This is a genomic window from Edaphobacter sp. FHG110511_03 (assembly GCF_059115365.1).
Genome location: NZ_JBZYWL010000001.1, coordinates 1,704,718 through 1,726,482, shown reverse-complemented (window position 1 = coordinate 1,726,482; position 21,765 = coordinate 1,704,718). Strand labels below are relative to the sequence as shown.

Sequence of the window (21,765 nt, the reverse complement as noted above, 5' to 3'; positions counted from 1 at the left end):
TACCAACCATTTGAAGCATTTTGGAGAGTGACGGGATGAGCTCAGGATGCAGTGCGTTTGGACGTGTGCGTACCCTCAAGTTGAGAACTTTCACATGTGTGTACTTTCTACTTGTGCTGAGCCCGGGCCTGTTTGGCCAGGTAGACCAAGGGGCCATAACCGGGGTCATTTCGGATCCATCCGGCGCGGTCGTCCCGAATGCTCACGTTACGCTTCGCAACACTGATATTGGCCTGACGCTGGAAACCGTAACGAGTAGCAACGGGCAGTACACTTTCTCGCCCGTCAGAATTGGACACTACTCCGTCACGGCTTCAGCACAAGGGTTTTCGTCAACAACCCAGGAAAATCTGCAGGTGAATGTGCAAGAGCGCCTGCAAGCCAACATTCAGCTGCAACTTGGGTCCGCGACCGAGACAGTTACTGTTACCGGAACTCCTCCGCAACTGCAGACGACGGAAGCGTCCGTCGGCCAGGTTATAGACGGTACCACACTCAACAATTTGCCTTTGAATGGCCGCAATTTTACATTTCTGGCTCAGCTCTCGGCCGGAGTCAATACGCCTCAAGCTGATACCCGAGGTAACGCGGCATCTGGCGCATTCTCCGCGAATGGGCTGCGTCCGGCGCAGAACAACTACCTGCTTGATGGCATCGATAACAACTCGAATGCTGTCGACTTTCTGAACGGTACGAATTTCGTCATTCTTCCTCCGTTGGATGCGATTCAGGAATTCAAGGTTCAGACATCTCAGTTCAGTGCCGAACAGGGGCGTTCAGCGGGAGCGGTTCTGAATGCGACGATCAAATCCGGAACCAACAGCATTCATGGCGCCGTCTGGGAGTTCTTCCGCAACGACAAGCTGGATGCGGCCGACTGGTTTGAGAACCACAACGGCGTGAAGAAGGGCGCACTGCGATGGAATCAGTTTGGTGCCTCGATCGGTGGTCCTATTGTCAAGAATAAGCTGTTCTATTTTGGCGACTATCAAGGCTTCCGACGCGTACAGGGAACGGTTTTGAACGGTTCGGTTCCGACGCTAACTGAGCGCAACAGCAATTTCACGGATCTCTCCGACCTCATTACCGGTCAAAACGGCTCCCCGCGCATAGATGCGATTGGAAGGTCGATTCCATACGGAACGATCATGGATCCGGCAACGACACGACAAATTCCTGCCAATGGAATCGATCCTCTGACAGGAATTGCTGGAACACCCCTTGCATATGTACGCGATCCGTTCGGTACGTGTGGGCCCGGGACGACGAATTTTACGCTTGGTGGCTGCAACCTGAATCACTTGCCGGCGAATCGTCTTGATCCGAATGCCGTAAAGCTTCTCAATCTTTACCCAGCTCCGATCAACAATTCATTCACGAATAATTACACCGCAAGCCCTGCACTTTATGAACACAGCAATGCCTTCGACGTTCGCGGTGACTACACTATAAGCGATAAAAATCAGGTCTTCGTACGCTTCAGCTACGTGGATGATCCGCAGTTTATTCCCGGTATCTTCGGGGGTGTTGCTGACGGCGGTAGCTTCCAGAACGGCATTCAGGGCGCGACATCCGAACAGGCTGTTGCTGCCTGGACGCACGTGTTTACGCCAAGCACCATCAATGTTGGTCGTGTCGGGCTAAACCATCTTCATACCACTCGTTTCGGCCCCCAAGGAAATACGATGGGAATTCCTGAACAGTATGGCATTCAGGGGATTCCACAGGTACCACAGAATGGCGGATTACCGCAGATTGTAATCAGCGGCTTGCAAAACCTGGGCAGTAACGACTACCTCCCCTCGGATGAGGTTAGCCAGACTCTTCAAGTGACGGATGACTTCACGAAGATCTACGGGAAGCACAGCTTCAAAACCGGCATCGAGTTCCAGAACGTTCACTTTAACACACTGCAACCTGCTTATTCGCGCGGTGAGTTTGATTTCAATAACAACTATGCGGGTGTTCCAGGTCAGAGCGGAGATCAGACTGGTCGTGCGCAGCTGCTGCTTATCCCTACGGCCGCGACTGTGCCGAATGGTGTCAGCTACGTTGGAGGTGCTAATCAGGTTCTTGCTTCCAATATCAACAAGACGTATGACACCCGAGTCTATTTTGCCGGATACTTACAAGACGACTGGAAGGTTACTCCTAACTTGACCCTTAATCTTGGTATCCGCTGGGATTATTTCAGTCCTATCTCCGAAGCGAATGGAGGTCAGGCAAACTTCATCCAGAGTGGTCCACCATATAACACTCCGACCTTTCTGGTCCCAGCAAGCGGCAAAGCGGATCGTTCTCTCTCGACAAGTTTCCAGGCCTTGCTCCAGAAAAATGGAATTGCACTTCAGGTAACGGACAAGTATGCGAAGGCACTTGTTCAGACGCAAAAGACTAATATTGCGCCAAGATTAGGATTTGCCTACCAGGTGTCGCCACGCCTCGTAGTGCGAGGCGGTACAGGGATATTCTTCAACGCGTTTGAAAATCAGGGCTATGGTCCTAACATTGGAGAAAATTATCCCTTTGTCTATAACTTCACCTTCGCCGGTGGAGCAGATACCGCACCGTTTAGCACAGGATCCAATCCGTATGGAACTTGCGCGACAGCCGGTCCAGGCGGCAGTGCGACGATTGGTTCAGGTTTGACCTGCGCTCAGTTCACTCCTTTGGCGGTGAACGGCGCGGGGCTTAACTTGCAAGGATTGCAGTTCGACTACAGCACGCCTCGCACTCTCAGTGCAAATCTCACGGTTCAATACGCCATCACACATAACATCTCGGCACAGGCCGCTTATGTCATGACATCGGGAAGTTCTCTGCAGACCGGTATTGGTAATAACAGGGTCTCCCAGATACTGCCCGCAAACACCAATACAAAGCCATATAGGCCATTCCCTGATTTCAACGAGAACGCTAGCTATCAACGTACGCTCGGACGAAGTGTTTACAACGGGCTGCAGACAAAACTAGAACGACAGTCTGCGAACGGCGTGAGCTTCCTGTTTACCTACACCTTCGCCAAGACCATGTCTGACGCCGGTGATCTGTTGAACGGTGGCAGCGTCAGTGGATACCGTGCTGCATGGGTTCCCAATTTCGGACCACACTTTGACTGGGGCCCGGCCAATTTCGATATCCGACATGTCTTCCACCTCAGTGGTAGTTATGAGTTGCCGTTCGGCAAAAACAAGATGTTCCTGGCCAACTCTGGTAAGGTAACCAACGCCGTGCTGGGAGGGTGGGCCGTCAATGGTATCGCTACGCTTCAAGGTGGCCAGCCGATCTCCTTGAGTTGCCCGTCTTCGACTACTTCAGGTACAAGCTGCAACGTATTGAAGGTAGCTGGACAGAGTCAGAAGCTGGGCCTGTATAAGCACTCGAACGGAAATCTTGCTTGGTTTGGCAATCCTGCGGCATTCAATCAACCGTGCGTACTTGGCGCGAATGGCCCAATCTTGGGTAGCCCCGCCGGCTGTATGCCGATTGCGGCTAACAGCCCGCTCATTCTTGGTAGTGCGGGCTCGGGGAGCACAGTTGGACCAGGATTCCACCGGTTTGATTTCTCAACTTTCAAGAACTTCCCGATTCATGAGGCCATTTCGCTCCAGTTCCGGGCAGAGTTCTTCAACATCTTCAACCATCCGAACTTCAACGCACCGAACTTCGGAGGCAATGGTGTCACTCCAATTGGAAACTCGGGCAACTACCTCAGTTCCACATTCGGTGAAATCGGATCGACCCGTGACGCTCCGTTTGATCCAAGGCAAATCCAGTTTGCCCTGAAACTGTATTACTAGGCTAAGATGAAGGCACTGTGGATCGCAGTGCCTTCATTGCTATTGCCGAGGAGTTTCTGAGTAACATTTACGGGGCAATCCATAAGGACAGGCCGTGAATAACGGTTATCCATCTCGATGGATCCTTGCGACGGTGTTCCTGTGCTTGTGCTCGGTGGCCATTGCCGCCGCTCAAGCCAGGCCTGAACGAAGCCAGGAACCAAATCGGGAGTTTCAGGCCGCCATGAATCACTATAACGCCGGTCAGTTTGACGCAGCCGCTTCTGAGCTTGAAACGCTTCTGCCTAAAACTCCGAAGAGCTTCGAGGTTCACGAGCTTCTTGGTCTGGTCTATGCTGCCCAATTGAAGGAAGCGCAGGCTCTGGAGCAGTTTCAGACTGCCGTAGCACTCAAGCCCGGCGCTGCGGCAGCCAGGACCAACCTGGCGGCGTCTCTGCTTCGTGCCGGAAAGCTGCCGTTGGCAGAAGAGCAGTTGCGCAAGGCGATTGATCTCGACCCAAAGAGCTATGAAGCAAACCATAATCTGGGTCAGCTCTATACCCAATCGGGGAGACTGGCAGTGGCGATTCCTTATCTGAAGACCGCGCAGTCGATTCGGCCATCGTACGACAACGGGTATAACCTCGCGCTCGCATACTTTTTAACTGGGGAATTGGCTCCAGCGAGTGACCTGGCCCATACATTGGTGCGAGAAAAGAATACGGGCGAACTGCATAACCTCCTCGGACAAATTGATGAGAAGAAGGAACAGTTTGTCGATGCTGCAAATGAGTTTGCCATAGCCGCGCAGATGGATCCGAGCGAGGACAACCTGTTCTCCTGGGGCGGCGAGATGTTGCTGCATCGCGCTTATGAGCCTGCAATCGATATCTTCGTGCAGGCTACAGCGCGTTATCCTAAATCGGCGCGACTGTTTATAGGGCTGGGGATGGCATTGTATTCGCGTGCCAGGTATGACGAAGCTGTGAAAGCTCTATTGACGGCCGCCGATTTAAAACCCGATGATCCTCGGTGTTATTTTTTTCTATCGAAAGCTTTTGCGAACACTCCCATTCAGGCAGACGACGTGATCGCTCGTTTCAAGCGTTATGCCGAGTTGGAACCGAACAATGCTAGTAGCGCTTACTTTTACGCCGTGGCGCTTAGGAAGGGGAAGCGTGCGGCTGATTCGGAGAAAGTCCTTCCTCAGGTTGAAAGTCTTCTGCAACGGGCGATTGCTCTCGATCCGAAGATGGCAGATGCACACTTGCAGCTAGGGACCCTGTACGCAGAGCAACGTGAATATAGCAAGTCTATTGCGGAGTATCAGAGTGCGCTCACGCTGAATCCTGACCTGCCAGATGCGCACTATCGCCTGGGACAGGACTATATTCATTCCGGACAGAAGGACCGTGCGCAAACTGAGATCGAGATCTATCAGAAACAGCGCACACAGCACCTGGCCGAAACGGACAAAGAACGCGCAGAGGTAAAGCAATTCGTTTATTCAACGAGGGATTCTATTCCTCAGAAGCAGTAAGGACGACCGTGACGGGACCATTCATAAACGATGCATTTTCCAGGCCTGCCTTACGCGGCATAGGTGAGGGTCTTAGTTGCAGCCGCCGTGACTTTCTCCGATCTTCTGCAGGCATGATTCTGGGTGGGACACTGGCGGGAGCTAGTCCATTTCTCTATGCGGGACCGGTGAAGAAGAGAAAGATGATTGTTGTCACCTTTGGTGGCGGCGCTCGCGACCAGGAAACATTCGCGCCTCAGGGGCAGGAGAACATTCCGCACCTGCTTAAGGAGCTGATTCCTCAGGCCAGTTTCTTTACGCAGGTCGTGAATCATGGAATCCTCGGACACTATGTTGCTACAGCGAGCCTTGCTACAGGCGTCTATGAGACGTTGAACAACTTCGCGTCAGTTCCGCCACAGCATCCTACGGTCTTCGAATATTTCCGAAAGGACCTCAAGCGGCCCCCGACGGATGCCTGGGTTGTTGCACCAAGTAACGGGTTTAGCCATATCGGCGAGAGCGATTCCCGGCCATACGGACCGGGCTGGGGCGCGCAAGTTGTTCTGCCAAAGCATTTGCTGATGGCAGCAATGTCACAAGGAACAACCGACTATGAGCACCTGCTGCGCGATAACTATGAAACTCCGCTGTTTGCGCCACAGTTAGGAGGCAACGAATTTGAGCTCCAGCAGCTTGAGACGATGCTGAAATTATCAGTTACGGACTTTAAGTCCCAAGCGAAGACGATCTCGAGCCCGGATGAACTTTCTATCTATGTTGCGCAGCAACTGATGCGGCAGCAGGCGCCAAGCCTGATATGGATTACGATGCACGACATCGACGTAGCGCACACCGGCGCGTATTCGCTCTATGTTGAAGCTATCCGAAGGACAGATCGACTCTGCGCCGAACTGTGGAAGATTGTCCAGAGCAACCCTGAATATGCAGGCAACACGACGATGGTCATCCTGCCTGACTTTGGCCGGGACTCCGATGGGGAAGCGGGCGGGAACGGCTTTCAACACCATCGCACGGGTGACCCTTCATCGCGAACCACATGGATGATGGCATTGGGGGCAGGGGTTCGCGAAGGCGTCATCTACGATCACCCGCTGCAATCGACAGATCTGGTACCAACGCTTGGATCCATCATGGGATTCCAGGCGACGCTCTCCCAGGGGCGGCCGATTCAGGACTTACTTTAATCTCATGCTTCCTCACGATCTCAAACCCGAACAGTTCCTCGGCTATCCTCCGGAGGCACGAAAGCTCGCGGTGAATAACCTGACGACTCTGCAACAGTTGCCGCTGAGTTTTCTGCCCAGTTTGCTTCGCGAGCTAATTGAATACGACTACAAGTTTCCCATAGAGGGCCAAGAGATCAGCAGAGAGATTGCCCAGCTCGGATCGCTCTCACCGGCGCAGATGCAGGAGTGGTTCCGATCGTTTCGGGAGCTATCACTTTCCAAGAAGTTCGAAGAATTCAATTGGCTCAATCAGCCAGCTCAGTTTGTAGAGCAGCTTTCAGCATATCTGTGGTCGACGCACCAGCTCGATAAGTTTCGCAAAGCTGCCATGGAATACGGTGACCGGATGCGAGCAACGGTAACCCCGGGGCAACTGCCGACCTCAAGACTTGGAATTGCGATCATCGGGCAAGGACTAAGCACCTACGATCGTCTTTTGTTCCGCAATCTCCGCGAACATGGGACATACTTCAGTCGTGTCAATCCTGAGAACGGTGTACTGGAACTTCTGAAGGCGGCGGCCGCGCGCGCACAGGCTTATTCGCTTCCGTATGGGCATTGGTATGTCGAGGGCGGGCAGGCCATCGAACACAGCCCAATGCTCACATGCGTGTCGTATCAAGCGATGGAGCCCGTACGCCTTGCGCTCCTGCGCACTATGCAAGCGGAGATCAAGCGTCCGGGAATGGGGCCGGAGGAACTGCGAACAAACCTAGCTGCATTACAACCCGCAGACGTCGGACTCGACAATCAGGGCGATACGGTGATGAACCACTTTCAGTTGAAACTGCTGACAGAAGGCTCCGGCACACAGATATTCAGCACTACGTTTGCGCAATGGACAGCACGGGAGGCGCTACGTCGTGCACAGCCGCTCACCCTACTTGTGCGATTCGGACCCCGTCAGCGAGAGCGTTCAATGAACGAATTACTGTCCAGCACCGACAGCCGCTCGGAGCCGGACTTGAAGGGATCCTTGATCGATGCAGACATGGGAGCGTACTACAACTGGATCAATCAACAAAGGCTGTCGGGTGCTGACCGATCCTCATTCATCGCCTGGTTCGAAGGCAGTCCCCAAGCCGTTGCGATAGGGCCATCGTTTGCCCGTGGAGCATCATCGAATTCCGTTGCCAGACTAGAAGAAATCGTCACCTGGGCCGTCAGATAGTTCAATTGTTCACGTACGATAAATCGCCAATGCACTTATGTGAAGTCACAACCCACAAGAATTCCGATTATCGAAAAGCTGAGGATTGTTGAGGTGTGTCTTGGTAGGTCGTCCAACCTCGCAACTTTGGGACCGGTAGTTGGGCGCTTACCGTAGTCTCCATAGACGCCTCTGACAAGGCTATTTTTCATACGCTCGTTTCAAGGTGTCAAGAATTCACGCATCGTCAACTCCGGTCCACTTTTGTGTGTACAGGGTCGATGAACTTGATGTTGTGATAGACAAAGTCCAGGTCGGGCAGTATTTTCTTGCAGAAGCGGAAGGAGCCGGTGCTTTGCCGTCACAATCGCCGCATTGATGCCGCAATTGTGAGCTTCGCAGAATAGTGCTGCTACAAAATCGTGCTGCAATTGGCACTCACCCCCGGAGGCCGTAACGTCTCCGCCGGACTCAGCAAAGAATTTACCTTCAGGTCACCGAGACTCTTCGTACTGAACGCAAAGCAAAAGCTCGCGTTCGACAGTGTCGCCTTTGGCTCTGATGATGGCCTATAACTTATTACTCATCATTGAGCTAGCTTGGTTGCCCTTTACGTTCGGGTCGCACGATCCTGAGGAACCTCGCACCGCACCGTTCGCAGCGAAAGGGGAAAAGAGAGAACAATGACAACAACCTCTCGAATCCTCTGGGGCGCGTGCGGTGGTTCGCCGTGCTTCTGCATTTGCGACACTCCATTCAGAACTCCTGATCAATCGTCCTAGTTGTTTGCCAATTTTCCAACAACGACACCTACATAGGAATTGGGAGCAGGCCGAGGCCGGAACTATTCAGGCAAGGGGCAGATAGAGCGTACGGACCCGCCGATATCGACTCTGGCTTTCCCTATGCTCGCTTTCCAAGACCAGGAAAGGCAAAGCGACATTCAGTCTTTAAAGATGGCCGGGTGACGTGCCGGGCTCCGAAGGAGAGGGAGCAACGGCGTAAGGGGACCCACGAATCCAGCGGGAAAGATGTGAGCGAATCGCGGGACAATACAACATGCGCTGCAACCAGCTCACACCGCTCGGTAACATTATAGACCCTGACTATGGAAAAGAATGCTTATCGGCTGGCCACGCGCACCACGGACCGGAACTCGGGGACTCGGCGGCGGCCAGCCCCTCTCCTGTTCTCTTCGCGCCACCATAATCTTCCCGATGGTCTGAGAGTTGTTTCTTTACGCATCCGTCCCACCGCCATCGACAGAGTTCCAGGCAATGTCGTGACCGGCGCCTACGACGCCTCCCCCTCTGAGTTCGCGACTCTCCAGATCTCAGTCCCAAAAGCGATCTTCGGATATCCATCGATTCTGTTTCTGAGCCTAAGCTCGTCAGCACCGTTCTGGTGCTTTCAACGTACCCGTTCAATCCGTTTGACATCGCGCTGCAATCTTTATCCCTGGCACCTCGGTCTCGCCGCAATCACGCCATCAGGCGCAGTCGCATAGAGCTGGTTCGGTCAATGTGACGACGAGACAGAGAGGTCTACATAGCTCAACCCAGGCCAACTCATACTTAATAATATTGGTGTCATTGGAAGCTGCGATGAGCCAAGATAGTTAACATGAATGCGCGAACTTCACTCGTTACAATTGTTTCTCGCAGTTTCATTGATGCTTTGCGTTATCGCGTGGATAATCGGGCATCGACATCAACCAGGAAATCACCTGCATGACGGCATTATGTTTCTGGGTGTCGCCTTCAGTTGAGTGATCCTGCGAATCGGCACCCTCTTACGAATGCCCAGTGAACTCTCAGAGCTCATGATGAAGTTCACGATGACTGCCAGGCTGTTCCCGACGAACTACTTGCTAATATCTGCGGAAATAGGAAAGCACGGTCACAGACTAGCCAGTGGGATGGCGCGCGGAGCTCTCCGGGTCGAATATTGGCATAGCAACACGGTTGTCGCTGCTGAAATTTTGACCTATCCTTTTCGCAGCAATAACAACAGAAGGAACCCACGCTCACTCGCATGATCCTCCTCTACTCTCATATGCGCATCCAGCGCCATAGGATTTTCGTGACTGCTTACAAATGCCTTCTTTTTATTCCAAAAACCTTTCTTCCGCTACTTCTCTGCGTCTTCTGTTTCACGGGATGCAAGAGCAAGCAGCCCGCTGAAGCCGACACTGCGTCCGCGAGCGGATCGTCGAATCAAAGCTCGACCACGGGCACCCCCAAATCTCTCACTGCCGATATCTCAGGCGATGTGAGCCAGCACTTTGTCGCTGCCAACGATGAAATCAACGTGGCCTTTCTTCCCACCAATACAAAGGGTGAATTCAGGTTCGGTATCGATGCGAATAAAGAGAGCGGTGCTCAGACGTATGAGCTGAGTACCGGCCTTGATGGAAGCTTCCACTTCACTCCCGGCCTTGACCAACTTCCGGGAGGTGCGCGCTTCTCCATCGTCACCGACAATGCAAAGACCGATTACGTCGACATGGCCTATCCCCAGTACTTCGCGACATCTGACGATGGGAAGGACGACGCGCACATCGTTCTGTCGAAGGTAGAGAAGCTTAACTCAAAGAATGCTTTGCTTGTGCGTTACCGCCTCGTAGGCACCTTTCGCTTCAAAGGCGCTAATACGCCTGAACCCCTTGACGAGGCATGCGCCAAAGAGGCAGGGATGTATGCAGGCCAGCACGGAAAACGTAACCCGCCTTTCAGAGCAGATCTCTGCAAATCTAAGCAGATTCAGGTCAACGGCTCATTCGATATCGTGCAGGACTTCCTGGCACGTGCGTTCTAGCGCAGAGCCGAGGTCGGGCGCGTCGCCACCCGAAGCGATGGAACGACTCTATTGCCACCACGCGATCCCCTCGCTAAATCGATCTATCGAGCAATCTGGACGTAAAAACGTGTGTGGTGTTTGCTGAGACGAACCCGCCGTCGATGTTTCGAACGCTGAATCGATGTCATCTTGTCTTTTCGGCTATACGACGACTGTAAGGCAATTCGATCTAGAAAGAGGACCAGATCTTAGAGAAGATCCAGCTCAGATCTGGACATTATAGGTAATGTTGATCCTGCTTCATTGCACCACGGACACTTGTTTTAGTGGCAACAAGAGCCTCAGCTTACACAAGCCGGGTCGTCAGAATTTTGGGAACCATGAGCTCCAAATGTGGGATCAGACACTGCCCAACGGTGAAGTGGAACCAAGCCTGTCTCGCAGGCTGGTGGATCGAAGTCCTAGCCGGGTTTGAGAGTGAGCCATCGCGCATTGAATTCGCGAGGCCTCACTTGGATATAGTGATCAGAATCATCGAGAATGAAGCCACGTTAAATATACCGAATCTACTTGGAGCTCCCATGAAGATTTCTTCGTGACGAGGGACCAGCCTGCGCTTTGAACTCTTCTCAAGATTCGTTTTCTTAGGCGATTCGAGACATACTGGAGGTAACAGGGGTAAACAATGCACTTTAATAGTTGGAAATTAGCGGTTGTAGCCGCTTTCACACTTGGCGAGATGGGCGCGGCATACGCGCAGAATACCGTAGAGCAGCTTCAACCGCTGATCGAAACAACAGCGCGGCGACTCATGATTGGAGAACAGGTAGCATTGGCGAAGTGGGATAGCGGTAAGGCCGTGGAAGATGCGCCACGAGAGGCACAGGTGATTCGAGCCGCAGCGAAGGATGGCGTGGCAAAGGGGCTGGATGAAGCGTCGATATCGAACTTTTTCAATGCGCAGATCGAAGCCAATAAATTTGTGCAGTACGCTCTACTGGCGGACTGGTATCGGGCGGGTAAAGCACCGGAGCATGCGCCTGTCGATTTGGTGAAGAATATCCGTCCGCAGTTGGACGAGGTGCAGAAGTCCCTGATCACGGAACTGGTGGACACGGTAGAGATTCGTAAAACTAAGACGTGCCGCACGGACATGGCTAGGGCTGTTGGGAAGTATGTATCTACGCATGCGCAAGGCAGCAGCCCGATTACTGCGGCGACGCTTGACCGAGCTCTAGCTGGCGCGTGCATGCCGTGAATCATTTGTGCGAGAAATCGTTCTGGCAAACGCCGTATTCAGCAATGGTTCAACAAGAATGCATTTGCTGCGCTTCCCCTCTTTACGCTGCCAACAGCTCCATGGAGCTTCGCGGCGTTGTGTGCCGCTGCGGTCAATCATTGGGATCTTAGCTTTTTAGAGATACCCGTACGGATGCGTCTGCAGCTGGATATATCGAGTCTTGTCTTGTCAATCGTAAGCAGTTTGGCCTACCAAATGTGAATCCGACAATATCTCAGGACGGCACCATCCGAACTGCCGAGGCTTGCATTCCTCTCTCGAGGCAGACGTCGTTTCTTTTGTAAACTTGCATTCTATGAAGAAAATCGGCTTCCTCTCTTTTGGCCACTGGACACCTTCACCTCAGTCACAGACGCAGTCTGCAGCGGACGTGCTCCTGCAGTCGATTGACCTTGCGGTGGAGGCCGAACGCATGGGAATGGATGGAGCCTACTTTCGGGTTCATCACTTCGCGCGTCAACTGGCATCGCCGTTCCCCCTGCTTGCAGCGATAGGTGCTAGGACGCGAAAGATTGAGATCGGTACCGCCGTCATCGACATGAGGTACGAGAACCCTCATTACATGGCGGAGGATGCTGGTGCTGCGGACCTCATCGCTGGCTCGCGCCTGGAGTTAGGCATCAGCCGTGGTTCACCTGAGCAAGTGATCGATGGTTGGCGTCATTTTGGCTATCGTCCGGCCGAAGGCGAGGACGATGCCGACATGGGCCGTCGACATGCCGAAGAGTTTCTTGAGTTGCTGCGCGGCAAGGGCTTCGCTCAGCCCAACCCTCGTCCAATGTTCGCGAATCCGCCAGGCCTTCTACGTCTTGAGCCATACTCTGAAGGATTGCGTGACCGTATCTGGTGGGGGGCAGGTTCGAACGCAACAGCCATTTGGGCCGCCAAGCTCGGAATGAACCTTCAAAGCTCAACCCTCAAAAACGATGAGACCGGGGAGCCGTTTCACATTCAACAAGCAGCCCAGATCCGCGCCTTTCGCGCAGCATCGAAGAAGGCCGGCCACACTCGCACTCCACGCATCTCCGTCAGCCGCAGTATTTTCGCGTTGGTAAACGACCGTGATCGCGCCTATTTCGGACGAGGGGGCAAAGAAGAGGACTCGATCGGCTTCCTGGACACAACCACACGGGCGATCTTCGGCCGCAGCTACGCTGCCGAGCCGGATGTCCTCATCGAGCAGCTCAGAAAAGACGAGGCGATTGCAGAGGCCGACACGCTTTTACTTACCATCCCGAACCAGCTAGGCGTTGCTTACAATGCCCACGTAATGGAGGCAATTCTGACTCTGGTCGCCCCTGCTCTAGGCTGGCGTTAATTAGCAAAAGCACCGAGGGGAATCTACCTCAATACTATACGCGGCCAACCTGTAACCAACGTTTGACGCTCCATTCTTAACACAACAGCCACCATGGAAGCATGTTCCCACGGCATTCTCCCTTTCTGAAGCAAGCCATTATCTACTGGAACTGGAAGTGTGCTCTGATGAGCGCCACCGCCCGCTCGCTCGTCTACCTCGCGGCCATGGCCCACACTGGTCTTCATGGCACACTGCCCGTCGTTCTTGTTGAGGTCGGATATGTGACGCTTACCGCCGGGGTATATGCGGGCCTTCAGCAAAACGCTCTCCGGATTCGTTCACGATTGCTTGGAAACCTGATCGTGGTTCTAGGCGTTCCCTGTCTAGCCCAGCTATTGGATTGGTTCACCCATCGCTTCACCCATACCGTCGCCACGGGCAGAACAATAGTGGCCGTCAGCTTCTTCGCTGCGCTTTCTGCGCTCTTTCATTTGCACGTCATGCGCAATGGTGGATTCCTCACCGGCCAAGGCCGTTCGTTGCTCGACGACTTTCGCCGCGTGCCTCGGTTCGTTGCCGGATTCGTTCTCCGGCCGGTCGATCTCTTCACTGCTCGGATCTCGCGTCCCGCCCACAGCGTCGAACCGGAAGCCGGGCTTTAACCCGCGTCACCATTGTCGCCGCTTTTTGACGTAAGCGCGAAGGATTCCGCCTTCTCGCCCATGCTGGTCGAACCGCGGGTTTTCGGTATCGGGGACCGGCGTATTCAGCCGTTCGGAGCAATTTATTCTGGGCGCGATCATCTCCTCGTCCGTAACGAACTGATTGCCGCGTCCAAGCCTTTACGGCAATTATCTGGGGCACGCGGTGCGTGCGTCATGACGGAACTGATGTTGCTGTCAAGGTTGCCGAGGATTTCTGTGCGAAGACCTACTCATCGCTCAGGTTACGATCTGCGCCGTGCTGGTCACCGCTTCGATCGTCGCAGTTTGCGGATTGGCGCGCTCACGGCATAAAAACTTTGGCTTCCAGTTGCGGAACACATTGCTGATAGAGACGAAACTCAATATGGCAGGTTACAGAGACGATACGGTGCCACCAATGCAGAACACATGGTCGATGCTGTAGGGGGCGATTCCCGGCGTCGAGCCTGTGGAGTTGGCCGATCAGTGCCGTTGGGATGTGTCAAGTCCAACTCGAATGTCTTCACCCAGAATTGCCGGACATTGGAGAGCGCATCGCGCTGCGGCACACCTGATGCACCATACCAGTGGGCTTCGCGATCAGGGGCGCTGCTCACGCTGGCGGCACTCGCAGGACGAAACCTCTATGGTTACCAAGTCCTGGCGAATCAAAAAATTGCCGCTTCCCATTTTATGGGTCATTATTCGGATGCGCTATTCCGCGATGGATGATGGGATTACGGCATCAGGTGCAAGGTGTTCAATCACTCTGGCACGAATGCACTCCGGATCACCCGAAGCAGAGCATTCAGAAGCAACTTGTGCGAGCGAACTGCTGATTTCATCGTCTCACCCGCCGCATGACGCTTCAGGCTTACGAAGGCATAGACCGCAATGCACAGGCGCTCAAGCGTCTTCTCCAATACATCGTTGCCGGAGGCCTTCCATACTGTGCGATGAAAGCCGAAATCTTCTTCCGCTACGCCGAAGTGATCTTTTTTTAGTACCAAATCTTGCATCCTCGTCAAATGGCATCGCAGAATTGCCTCTGCCTCCTTAGTGATGCGCGGAGCTGCGAGCTGGAACGCAAGCTCCTCCAAATGACGACGAACTTCCATCATCTGCAAAATTTCAGTACGAGTCAGCTTTGTGACAGTCGTACCCCGGTCTGGCACCCGCACCACAAGTCCTAAATGCTCCAACTGCAAGAGAGCTTCGCGTACTGGAACCTGACTCACGTTCAATTGCTTCGCCAGATGAGATTCACGAATTGGTGTCCCCGGAGCAAGGTCTCCCGACCAGATGGCATCGCGCAGACGCTCAAAAACTTCACGCGATTTGCTGAGAGAACGAAGCGGGAGGAGTTCTTTTGTAGCCACGCGGCTATCTTATCGAACAGAAATCAGGGGCACAATGCAAATCGAATACCTACGGTAATCAAGCTTCCACGCAGCCCAAATTGGCGTTCTCTTTTCGTAAGATCACGATCCCTCTCAAGGAGAGCTGGCTTTGCTGCGTGTAAATATCTGCCATGTGCGTTCAAGAGCGCTTCGAACGTTCGTCACCCTATCTACGAACGTGTTCGCGATCTGCCGCGGATGGAACGCTGTCGTTTGCAGGACTCATGCTGCACCCAGCGTTCCATGAGATCGATCTCTTCCGAAACGCTTTGCAAAACAAATTTATTTTCTGGTAACGCTTACGCCTCCAGGAAATCTTTCAAAATACAGTTGACAAATATATGAACGATTATCAATTATCCATATGCTCTTCAAATCTATCACTGTGCCAAATCGAAAACAACGGCGATTTGCGGCCCGAGCCCATATCTCGTTTGTTGCATCTGGGGAGTTCGGGCTATAGTGATGTCGCCGTTGCGCCAGATAAAACTATCTACGTACTTTATGAGAGCACGCTAGATCCTTCCATCAAGGCAAACAGCATTACGATGCTACGATTCAATCTCTCTTGGTTACAAGACCCTGCTCATCGCCATCTACGACAGATTTCATCGTAAAGCATCTTTAAGGTGTGACATGGAGATTATCGAATTGAACGCCACTCCAGTCACTACCGATTCCAAACATACCGGCTACATGTGTGGCGTCCTGTACCGAGGTAATCTGACGTCCATCCAACAGGCCTTGAATTGTAGTTCCCTCGAGATGTAACTCAACGTGATGCCACTTCTGTTCTATCTGTATTTGACCGGAGGCGAGGATTCGGGTTGGCTGCTTATATTGCGTGCTCAGCAGAGACCATCCCCCATGCGCATCTATACGAAAAATATAGCCACTCGGGTAAAGGACTTTGTGATCTTTGAAGATATCCGAAGAATCTATAAAAAATAGGCTTACAGTTCATCTTCAATCATCAAATTTGCGTGTAGGTTCACGTAAGCAAAATAACCCCATTGTCCAACTCCAATGTTGTCAAGAGCATTCAATCTGACTTTTTTTGCAATGCCGGAAATCTGTCGTACTGTTAGACAAAAATTTCTCCGAACATTGTCAGTGGAAACTGTCGATTGACATAAGTGACATCAGTCTCATGCCTGCCGGTGTCGATCGCCTGACAGAGAGTCGTCCGATTGAATCAAGCCTTATTTCTTTGTCGCTAACATTGCCGAAGTTCCAGGAAGATCCCGATTACGAGTCATGCTTGCAATTCAGAAGCGCGGTAGTTTAGCGAGCAGACACAGTTGCGGCAAGTCGAATTGGTGGCGACATCCAGCTTTGCTCGAAATGCCACAGCGGATTGGCTGTTCAAAGCCTCTTCAAGGGTAGAGACGTGTGTCGAGGCGGTTGGAGGGTGGAAGAAACAGGGACGAAGGCTTCCATCCACCTCCATAACCGCCGAGACCCATGGGGCGTTACAGGTTGGCGCCTGAGGTGGAATATTCTCCAGATGTTCACGAAAGCGCACGGCGAGACGCCGCAACTTGGACTCGTTTTCACGAATAAATTGGGACGCTAGATCGGATGAATGCGTTGCAATCAGACGCTCGATTTCCGATTCAAGCGCGAGGAGTTCAGAAGAGGTGAGAGCGATCTCGCTTTGGCGCGGTACTTCCCAACGGGCTTGTCGATTGAACGCCGTTGAAGTGATGTCGGCAGGTAAAAAGGAGATCCCATTAAGCTGGATGGCACGAACTGCATCTACTGTGGCACAGAGGTGCGTGTGGTTCAGTTTCTGGACCGTGGTACGACAGGAGACAGGAAGCGCAGGGTTGAGAGTTCGTATAGCTTGCACCCCGCGAGCGATGGTTTCGAAGGCGCGCGGGATCTGGCGAATCGCGTTGTGGACGTCTGGTGGACCATCTATTGAAAGTATGATCTCATCTATGTTTCCGACGACCAGAGTGGCTCTCTTGTGAAGAAGCAGGCCGGTAGTAAGAAGGGTAATGCGGATGCCCAGTTCGTGGAAGAAATCGCATAGACTCGAAAGGTCGCGGTGAAAGAGAGGCTCGCCGCCGGAGATAACTACATTACGTACGCCGAGGGAGATCATCGAAGCGCGGTGGCGTTCGAGGGCCGCAACCGGGAGTTCACGACCTTCGGTACGCTTCCAAATATCGCACATGACGCAGCGGCAATTGCACAATGTGTGAATGTTGAGCAGTAGGATCGGAAGATGGCTCAGGCGATGTCGGGCTAACTCAGATGACGCCGCTGGCTGAATCTCATAGAGCTGCGACACGATGCACCTCCTTGCCACCGAGACGGAGCGCATTGCGGCCCAGAGTTGCTTCCGCGATGTCGATAAGTGAAGCGATGGGCGCGCGAAGCCAGCGGACGTGTCCAGATACAACCAACGGATGGAGACCGGTGCGAAGAGATTTGGGGAGGCGTTCGTAGAGTTGTTGGGAGGCTAACTGGATACGACCCGCGACGAGAACGAGTTCGATTTCGGCGAAGCTTATTGCGCAGAGAGTATCAGCAGGCGTTGTAAAGCAGTCGCGAATGGCTATCAGATCTGCCGATCCGGCGGGCTGAATGCAGCCTGCGTCGTCAGGCAAATGGAGAATCTCAGCTGCACTGGTCGTGACGAAGCTGTAAAGGAGGTCTGCCGCCAACATCTCCTGTGTAGAGAACGAGTGGACTTCTTCAAGGAGATCTCCGACCGCCGTGATTGGAGAATCACTTCCAATGGCTGCACGCGCAATGGAAGTGATGAGATTTTTATCCATTGTGCGGCCAAAGAGGAACCGATTTGACGTTGGGCATAGGATGACGGCAGCACCACGATGGTTCAACAGCCCGATGTCAGACGCAGTAAGCGCGAGGCCGTGGACGAGTACGGTGCGATCCGTGAGCAGACGCAGACGATCAAGCTGGAGCAGCTCTTCGCGGCCTCGCTCGTCAGTACCTTCTGCAGCATGAAGAATGAAAGGTTGATCGGCCGACGTATCGGAATAACGCTGTGAGAGCTGCGGATCGAAAGCGAGTGAGTGAGCCCATCCGAAGCGAGAGACTACACGGATGGGGAACTCCGACGTTAATAACTCGGGATGGAGTGGATTGTGATGGCAAACTGTCGTAACGCCGCAGAGGAGGTTGCGAATCGCTCCCCACCAGAGGCGTGTGACGAGGGGAATCTGTCGGTGCTGCTCGATCGTAGATGCGTGGGTTAGATGGATCTCGCGAGCCCATTCGGTTGCATTGCGGTATGGCGCGGCATCGGTAGAACGACCGAGGTTTGGATAGAGCGCGAACTCAAGGTGGTCGTGGGCATTGATCAGCCCCGGGAGCAGGACGTATCCCGAAAGGTCGATGTATTCTGCGTTCTGGATACGATTGGGTGCCGAGTCAGAGATTCGTGTTCCCTCGAGGACAAGAGGGGTATGGTTCCATGTAGCTGCATCGGTGCTCCATGGAGCGTGCTGCAGAGTCAGACACATCGTCGGCTTTTCAAATTTCAAAATATAGATAGCCGGTACCGCCGTCATCGTTTCAAAGTGGGCGAGTTTTCCAGCTTCCGCAAAAACCTGTCGTTCAGCAAGACCGAAGGCCGGCTCTTCTAGAATCTTGAGGACAAATCCTTGGTCGCAAAAAATGGAAAGGATCTCCTGCAACGTGCGAGCATGTGGGACGATGCGGATCATTTCCCCATCGACTGCGAAGCTGCGAGTCCACCCACGTGTGGCTTCCGTATGGGGATGCATGTCCGAGAGTAGAACAGAGCCACCATCGGCGAGAACGCGAAAACACTCTGCTGCGAAACATGAAAGATCCTCAATATAACTGAGGACGAAAGAGGAAAAGACTAGTTGTTGAGAACAATCCGGGACGGGAAGCGCGGAGGAATCGGCATGGATGAGAGTTGTCGCGAGCGACAGCTTTTCTCGGGCACGGATCAACATCGCAGGAGAGCTATCGGTGCCAGTGAGGGCTGCCGGAGAAAGAGCTTCTAACCAGCGAAGCCAACGTCCAGTGCCACAGCCTACATCCAGTATACGAGCCCCTTTGACCTCGGGCAGGAATCGAGGAATGAGGCGCTCCTCAAGGCGCAGCAGTGGATTGCGATCGGTGTCGTACACCGTAGCCCAGCGATCGAAGAGCGATTGCTTGAGTTCGTCGACTTGGGCACAAGAGGTCACAGGCTCTCCCGCTTTGGCTTGCGCAGAGCGATGAACTGATTGGCAAGATGGAGCTCGAACGGGAAACTATAGATATGGAGAGCATAACGCCAGGCACTCAGAACCTGGAGGAAAAGCCGGCTCCAACGCGGCGCGCGGATATCCTGGACGGTAGGCCAGCGCGAGCCGACGACAATCTCGAAGTTGTCGATAAGCTTCTTCGTCTTTCTCCTGAGCCAAGGAGCGTTGGTATCGATGCGCAAAGTAAAATTCATCCACTCTTCTGTGGCCCACCCCGCAGGAGTGTCAGGAAAAGGTACTGCTATGTTGCCGTACATCTCGCCGCCGGCTTTGTGGGTCTGCGGAGTAGGAGTGTAGTGCTGAATGATGATTTCGGAGTTTGGGTTTATGCGTTTGATCTTCCTAATAAATTTGAGGGTTTCGCGGGTATCACGGTCAGGATCGTTTGGATTGCCAATGACAAAGGAGAACTCTGGAATGATGTCGAACTCATAGGTGCGACGGGCGATCTCCAGCGTCTGGGCGGTAGATATGCCCTTTTGCATCTCCTCGAGAACCCAGTCCGAGCCAGACTCCGCGCCGAAGAAGATCATGGCGCAGCCGGCGCGCTTAATGGCGGCCCAGGTCTCATCGGAGTAGCGGGACATGATGTCGACACGTGCCTCGCACCACCAGCGTAGATTGAGGTGCGCCATGCGATCGCAGAGCTCGCGCGCTTTGTCTTCCCTGAGGAAGAAGTTCATGTCGTAAAACTGAACTGAATCCGCTCCGTAAGCTTCAACAAGATGAGTGAGGATAGCAACAGTGCGCTCGGGAGATTCAAACTTCTCCTTGTTCCCATAGGCCGCATGAACTCCGCAGAAGCTGCAGTTGAAAGGGCAACCGATGCTGGCGTGATGAACGGCGGTGCGCTTCCCGAAGAAGGACGGACGCAGATACTTCTCTACCGGTAGTCGATGGAATGGCGACCAGGGGAATTCATCCGGGCCCTTCATAGGGCGTTCGCCGTTATCCCGACGCAGGCCGAAGAGATCTTTGTAAAGAAGGCCCTTGATGGTCTCGAAACCACGGTGACCACGCAGTGCTTGGAGCAGTTCGAGCAAGGTATCTTCTCCCTGTCCCCGGACGACATAGTCAACATACCGAGCATTGAGAGCAGCATCAGGATAGATAGAGGGGAAGTAGCCTCCCCAGCAGATGGGGACTTCCGGACGAAGGCGACGGATCTCACGCGAGGTCTCCATCGCAGCGACCATCTGGGGACCTGGCATAGCGGACACCCCGAGCACTTCGACATTGTGCTGATCGATGAGTTGGAGGATACGCTCTGTCGCATTCTCTTCGAGGTTACCGTCGACAATCTCGTATTCCTCTTTGCCTTCAAGGGCGGCAGCAAGGGCGAGAACGGCAAGCGGAAGGCGACGATTGCGCGGACGCGTAGCGCGAGGGTGATAGAGGATGATCATGTTGGAACCTCCACCACGAAGACTCGGAATTGAGAGGGAGTACGCCGTTGCCGAATCCAGGCGAGAAGAGGCCGCAGCGTCCATTGAAGACCGTAGAAAGGCATATGAGGCCGAAGCTCGATTTTGAGAGCCGTCTCCAGGCCACGAATGCGCGAGGGCGTCAGGAACTCGAGGCTTGCAATCGAATTCGAGGCAAAGCCATAATTACGCTGAAAGCGGCTTTGTTTCTCCGCGACCATTTGATCTCCGCTCCGCTGTCGTGCGTACCAAGGAGTATCCATGATGATGACTGCGCCGCCGGGCCTGACGCAACGCAGAGCCTCCCCGAGAGTTTGCGTGTAGTCCTGCGAGTAGTGGAAGGATGCGTTAAAGATGGCCAGATCGAAGGTTGAAGACGAGAACGGCAGCATATCAAGGCTCGCGTGCACTCGCGGGAACAGGTTAGGAAGAACTCCTCTGTAATGTGCCGAGGCACCAAGTCCATCCTGTCCGTTGGTCAGAAGATCGACGGCGACTGGAGCGTGTCCGAGTAGAGCAAGGCGGTAGCTGAGCCACCCATTACCCGCACCTAGATCGAGTATTTGGAGAGTGCGCGCTTCATCTGCGGCACGAGGTCTGAGCAATAGACGCTTAACATACAGAAAAGTCTTTGCGCGAATCTTCCATTGGCTGCTGTTCATCTTGGAATCGAAGAAGGGCAATTTTAGGTAATAGGCAGAATCGCTGCTTCCCCTGCCTTCGGAAGCACGAATGCTTTCGTATTCACGTATGAAACGTTCGTAGAAAAGCGCCTGATCAGGAGAGAGACAACGCCAGATGCCCTCTCGGCGCAGCGTAGTTGTGCCACATTGGAGACAGCGAAGGTTATCAGACTCTCCGTTCCTGGGAAGGTTCACCGCAGTCAATGGAGCTGCGCACTT

General features: G+C 53.5%; 15 protein-coding genes. 9 read left to right on the top strand and 6 right to left on the bottom strand.

The window, feature by feature from the left end; genetic code table 11:
* The first annotated feature begins 98 nt into the window (after positions 1–98).
* The 9 genes from AC5S26_RS07015 to AC5S26_RS06975 all read left to right on the top strand — a co-directional run bounded on the left by AC5S26_RS07015 (position 99) and on the right by AC5S26_RS06975 (position 13,759).
* A complete protein-coding gene (locus AC5S26_RS07015) occupies positions 99–3,800 on the top strand; it encodes a TonB-dependent receptor (RefSeq protein WP_494184134.1) in 3,702 nt (1,233 codons plus the stop codon).
* Positions 3,801–4,023: 223 nt separating this feature from the next.
* Complete coding sequence (locus AC5S26_RS07010) at positions 4,024–5,319, top strand: tetratricopeptide repeat protein (RefSeq protein ID WP_494184133.1); 1,296 nt, start codon at positions 4,024–4,026, stop codon at positions 5,317–5,319.
* A 113-nt stretch (positions 5,320–5,432) separates the two neighbouring features.
* A complete protein-coding gene (locus AC5S26_RS07005; protein WP_494184132.1) occupies positions 5,433–6,506 on the top strand; it encodes an alkaline phosphatase family protein in 1,074 nt (357 codons plus the stop codon).
* Between the two features lie 4 nt (positions 6,507–6,510).
* Positions 6,511–7,719 carry a hypothetical protein gene (locus tag AC5S26_RS07000; RefSeq protein WP_494184131.1) on the top strand — a complete coding sequence of 403 codons (1,209 nt, stop codon included), beginning with the start codon at positions 6,511–6,513 and terminating at the stop codon, positions 7,717–7,719.
* 1,087 nt (positions 7,720–8,806) lie between these two features.
* Positions 8,807–9,205 carry a hypothetical protein gene (locus AC5S26_RS06995; RefSeq protein ID WP_494184130.1) on the top strand — a complete coding sequence of 133 codons (399 nt, stop codon included), beginning with the start codon at positions 8,807–8,809 and terminating at the stop codon, positions 9,203–9,205.
* A gap of 575 nt (positions 9,206–9,780) precedes the next feature.
* Complete coding sequence (locus tag AC5S26_RS06990) at positions 9,781–10,515, top strand: hypothetical protein (RefSeq protein WP_494184129.1); 735 nt, start codon at positions 9,781–9,783, stop codon at positions 10,513–10,515.
* A 667-nt stretch (positions 10,516–11,182) separates the two neighbouring features.
* Positions 11,183–11,755 carry a chorismate mutase gene (locus AC5S26_RS06985; protein ID WP_494184128.1) on the top strand — a complete coding sequence of 191 codons (573 nt, stop codon included), beginning with the start codon at positions 11,183–11,185 and terminating at the stop codon, positions 11,753–11,755.
* A gap of 337 nt (positions 11,756–12,092) precedes the next feature.
* Entirely contained in the window at positions 12,093–13,115 is a 1,023-nt protein-coding gene (locus AC5S26_RS06980) for an LLM class flavin-dependent oxidoreductase (protein ID WP_494184127.1), read from the top strand.
* 167 nt (positions 13,116–13,282) lie between these two features.
* A complete protein-coding gene (locus AC5S26_RS06975; protein WP_494184126.1) occupies positions 13,283–13,759 on the top strand; it encodes a hypothetical protein in 477 nt (158 codons plus the stop codon).
* 785 nt (positions 13,760–14,544) lie between these two features.
* On the opposite strand, the gene AC5S26_RS06970 is transcribed toward AC5S26_RS06975, so the two are convergent.
* The 6 genes from AC5S26_RS06970 to AC5S26_RS06945 form a co-directional block, all read right to left on the bottom strand.
* Complete coding sequence (locus AC5S26_RS06970) at positions 14,545–15,159, bottom strand: GntR family transcriptional regulator (protein WP_494184125.1); 615 nt, start codon at positions 15,157–15,159, stop codon at positions 14,545–14,547.
* Between the two features lie 645 nt (positions 15,160–15,804).
* Positions 15,805–16,107 carry a hypothetical protein gene (locus AC5S26_RS06965; protein WP_494184614.1) on the bottom strand — a complete coding sequence of 101 codons (303 nt, stop codon included), beginning with the start codon at positions 16,105–16,107 and terminating at the stop codon, positions 15,805–15,807.
* A gap of 328 nt (positions 16,108–16,435) precedes the next feature.
* Complete coding sequence (locus AC5S26_RS06960) at positions 16,436–17,479, bottom strand: radical SAM protein (RefSeq protein WP_494184124.1); 1,044 nt, start codon at positions 17,477–17,479, stop codon at positions 16,436–16,438.
* On the bottom strand, positions 17,463–19,379 hold the full coding sequence (locus AC5S26_RS06955) for a methyltransferase domain-containing protein (protein WP_494184123.1): 1,917 nt from the start codon (positions 19,377–19,379) through the stop codon (positions 17,463–17,465). Before AC5S26_RS06955 ends, AC5S26_RS06960 begins: the two co-directional genes overlap by 17 nt.
* Entirely contained in the window at positions 19,376–20,845 is a 1,470-nt protein-coding gene (locus tag AC5S26_RS06950) for a B12-binding domain-containing radical SAM protein (protein WP_494184122.1), read from the bottom strand. The genes AC5S26_RS06955 and AC5S26_RS06950 overlap by 4 nt, the downstream gene beginning before the upstream one ends.
* The gene (locus tag AC5S26_RS06945; protein WP_494184121.1) at positions 20,842–21,525 is read right to left on the bottom strand and encodes a class I SAM-dependent methyltransferase; all 684 of its coding nucleotides are present in this window, start codon (positions 21,523–21,525) and stop codon (positions 20,842–20,844) included. The genes AC5S26_RS06950 and AC5S26_RS06945 overlap by 4 nt, the downstream gene beginning before the upstream one ends.
* Positions 21,526–21,765: the final 240 nt, after the last annotated feature.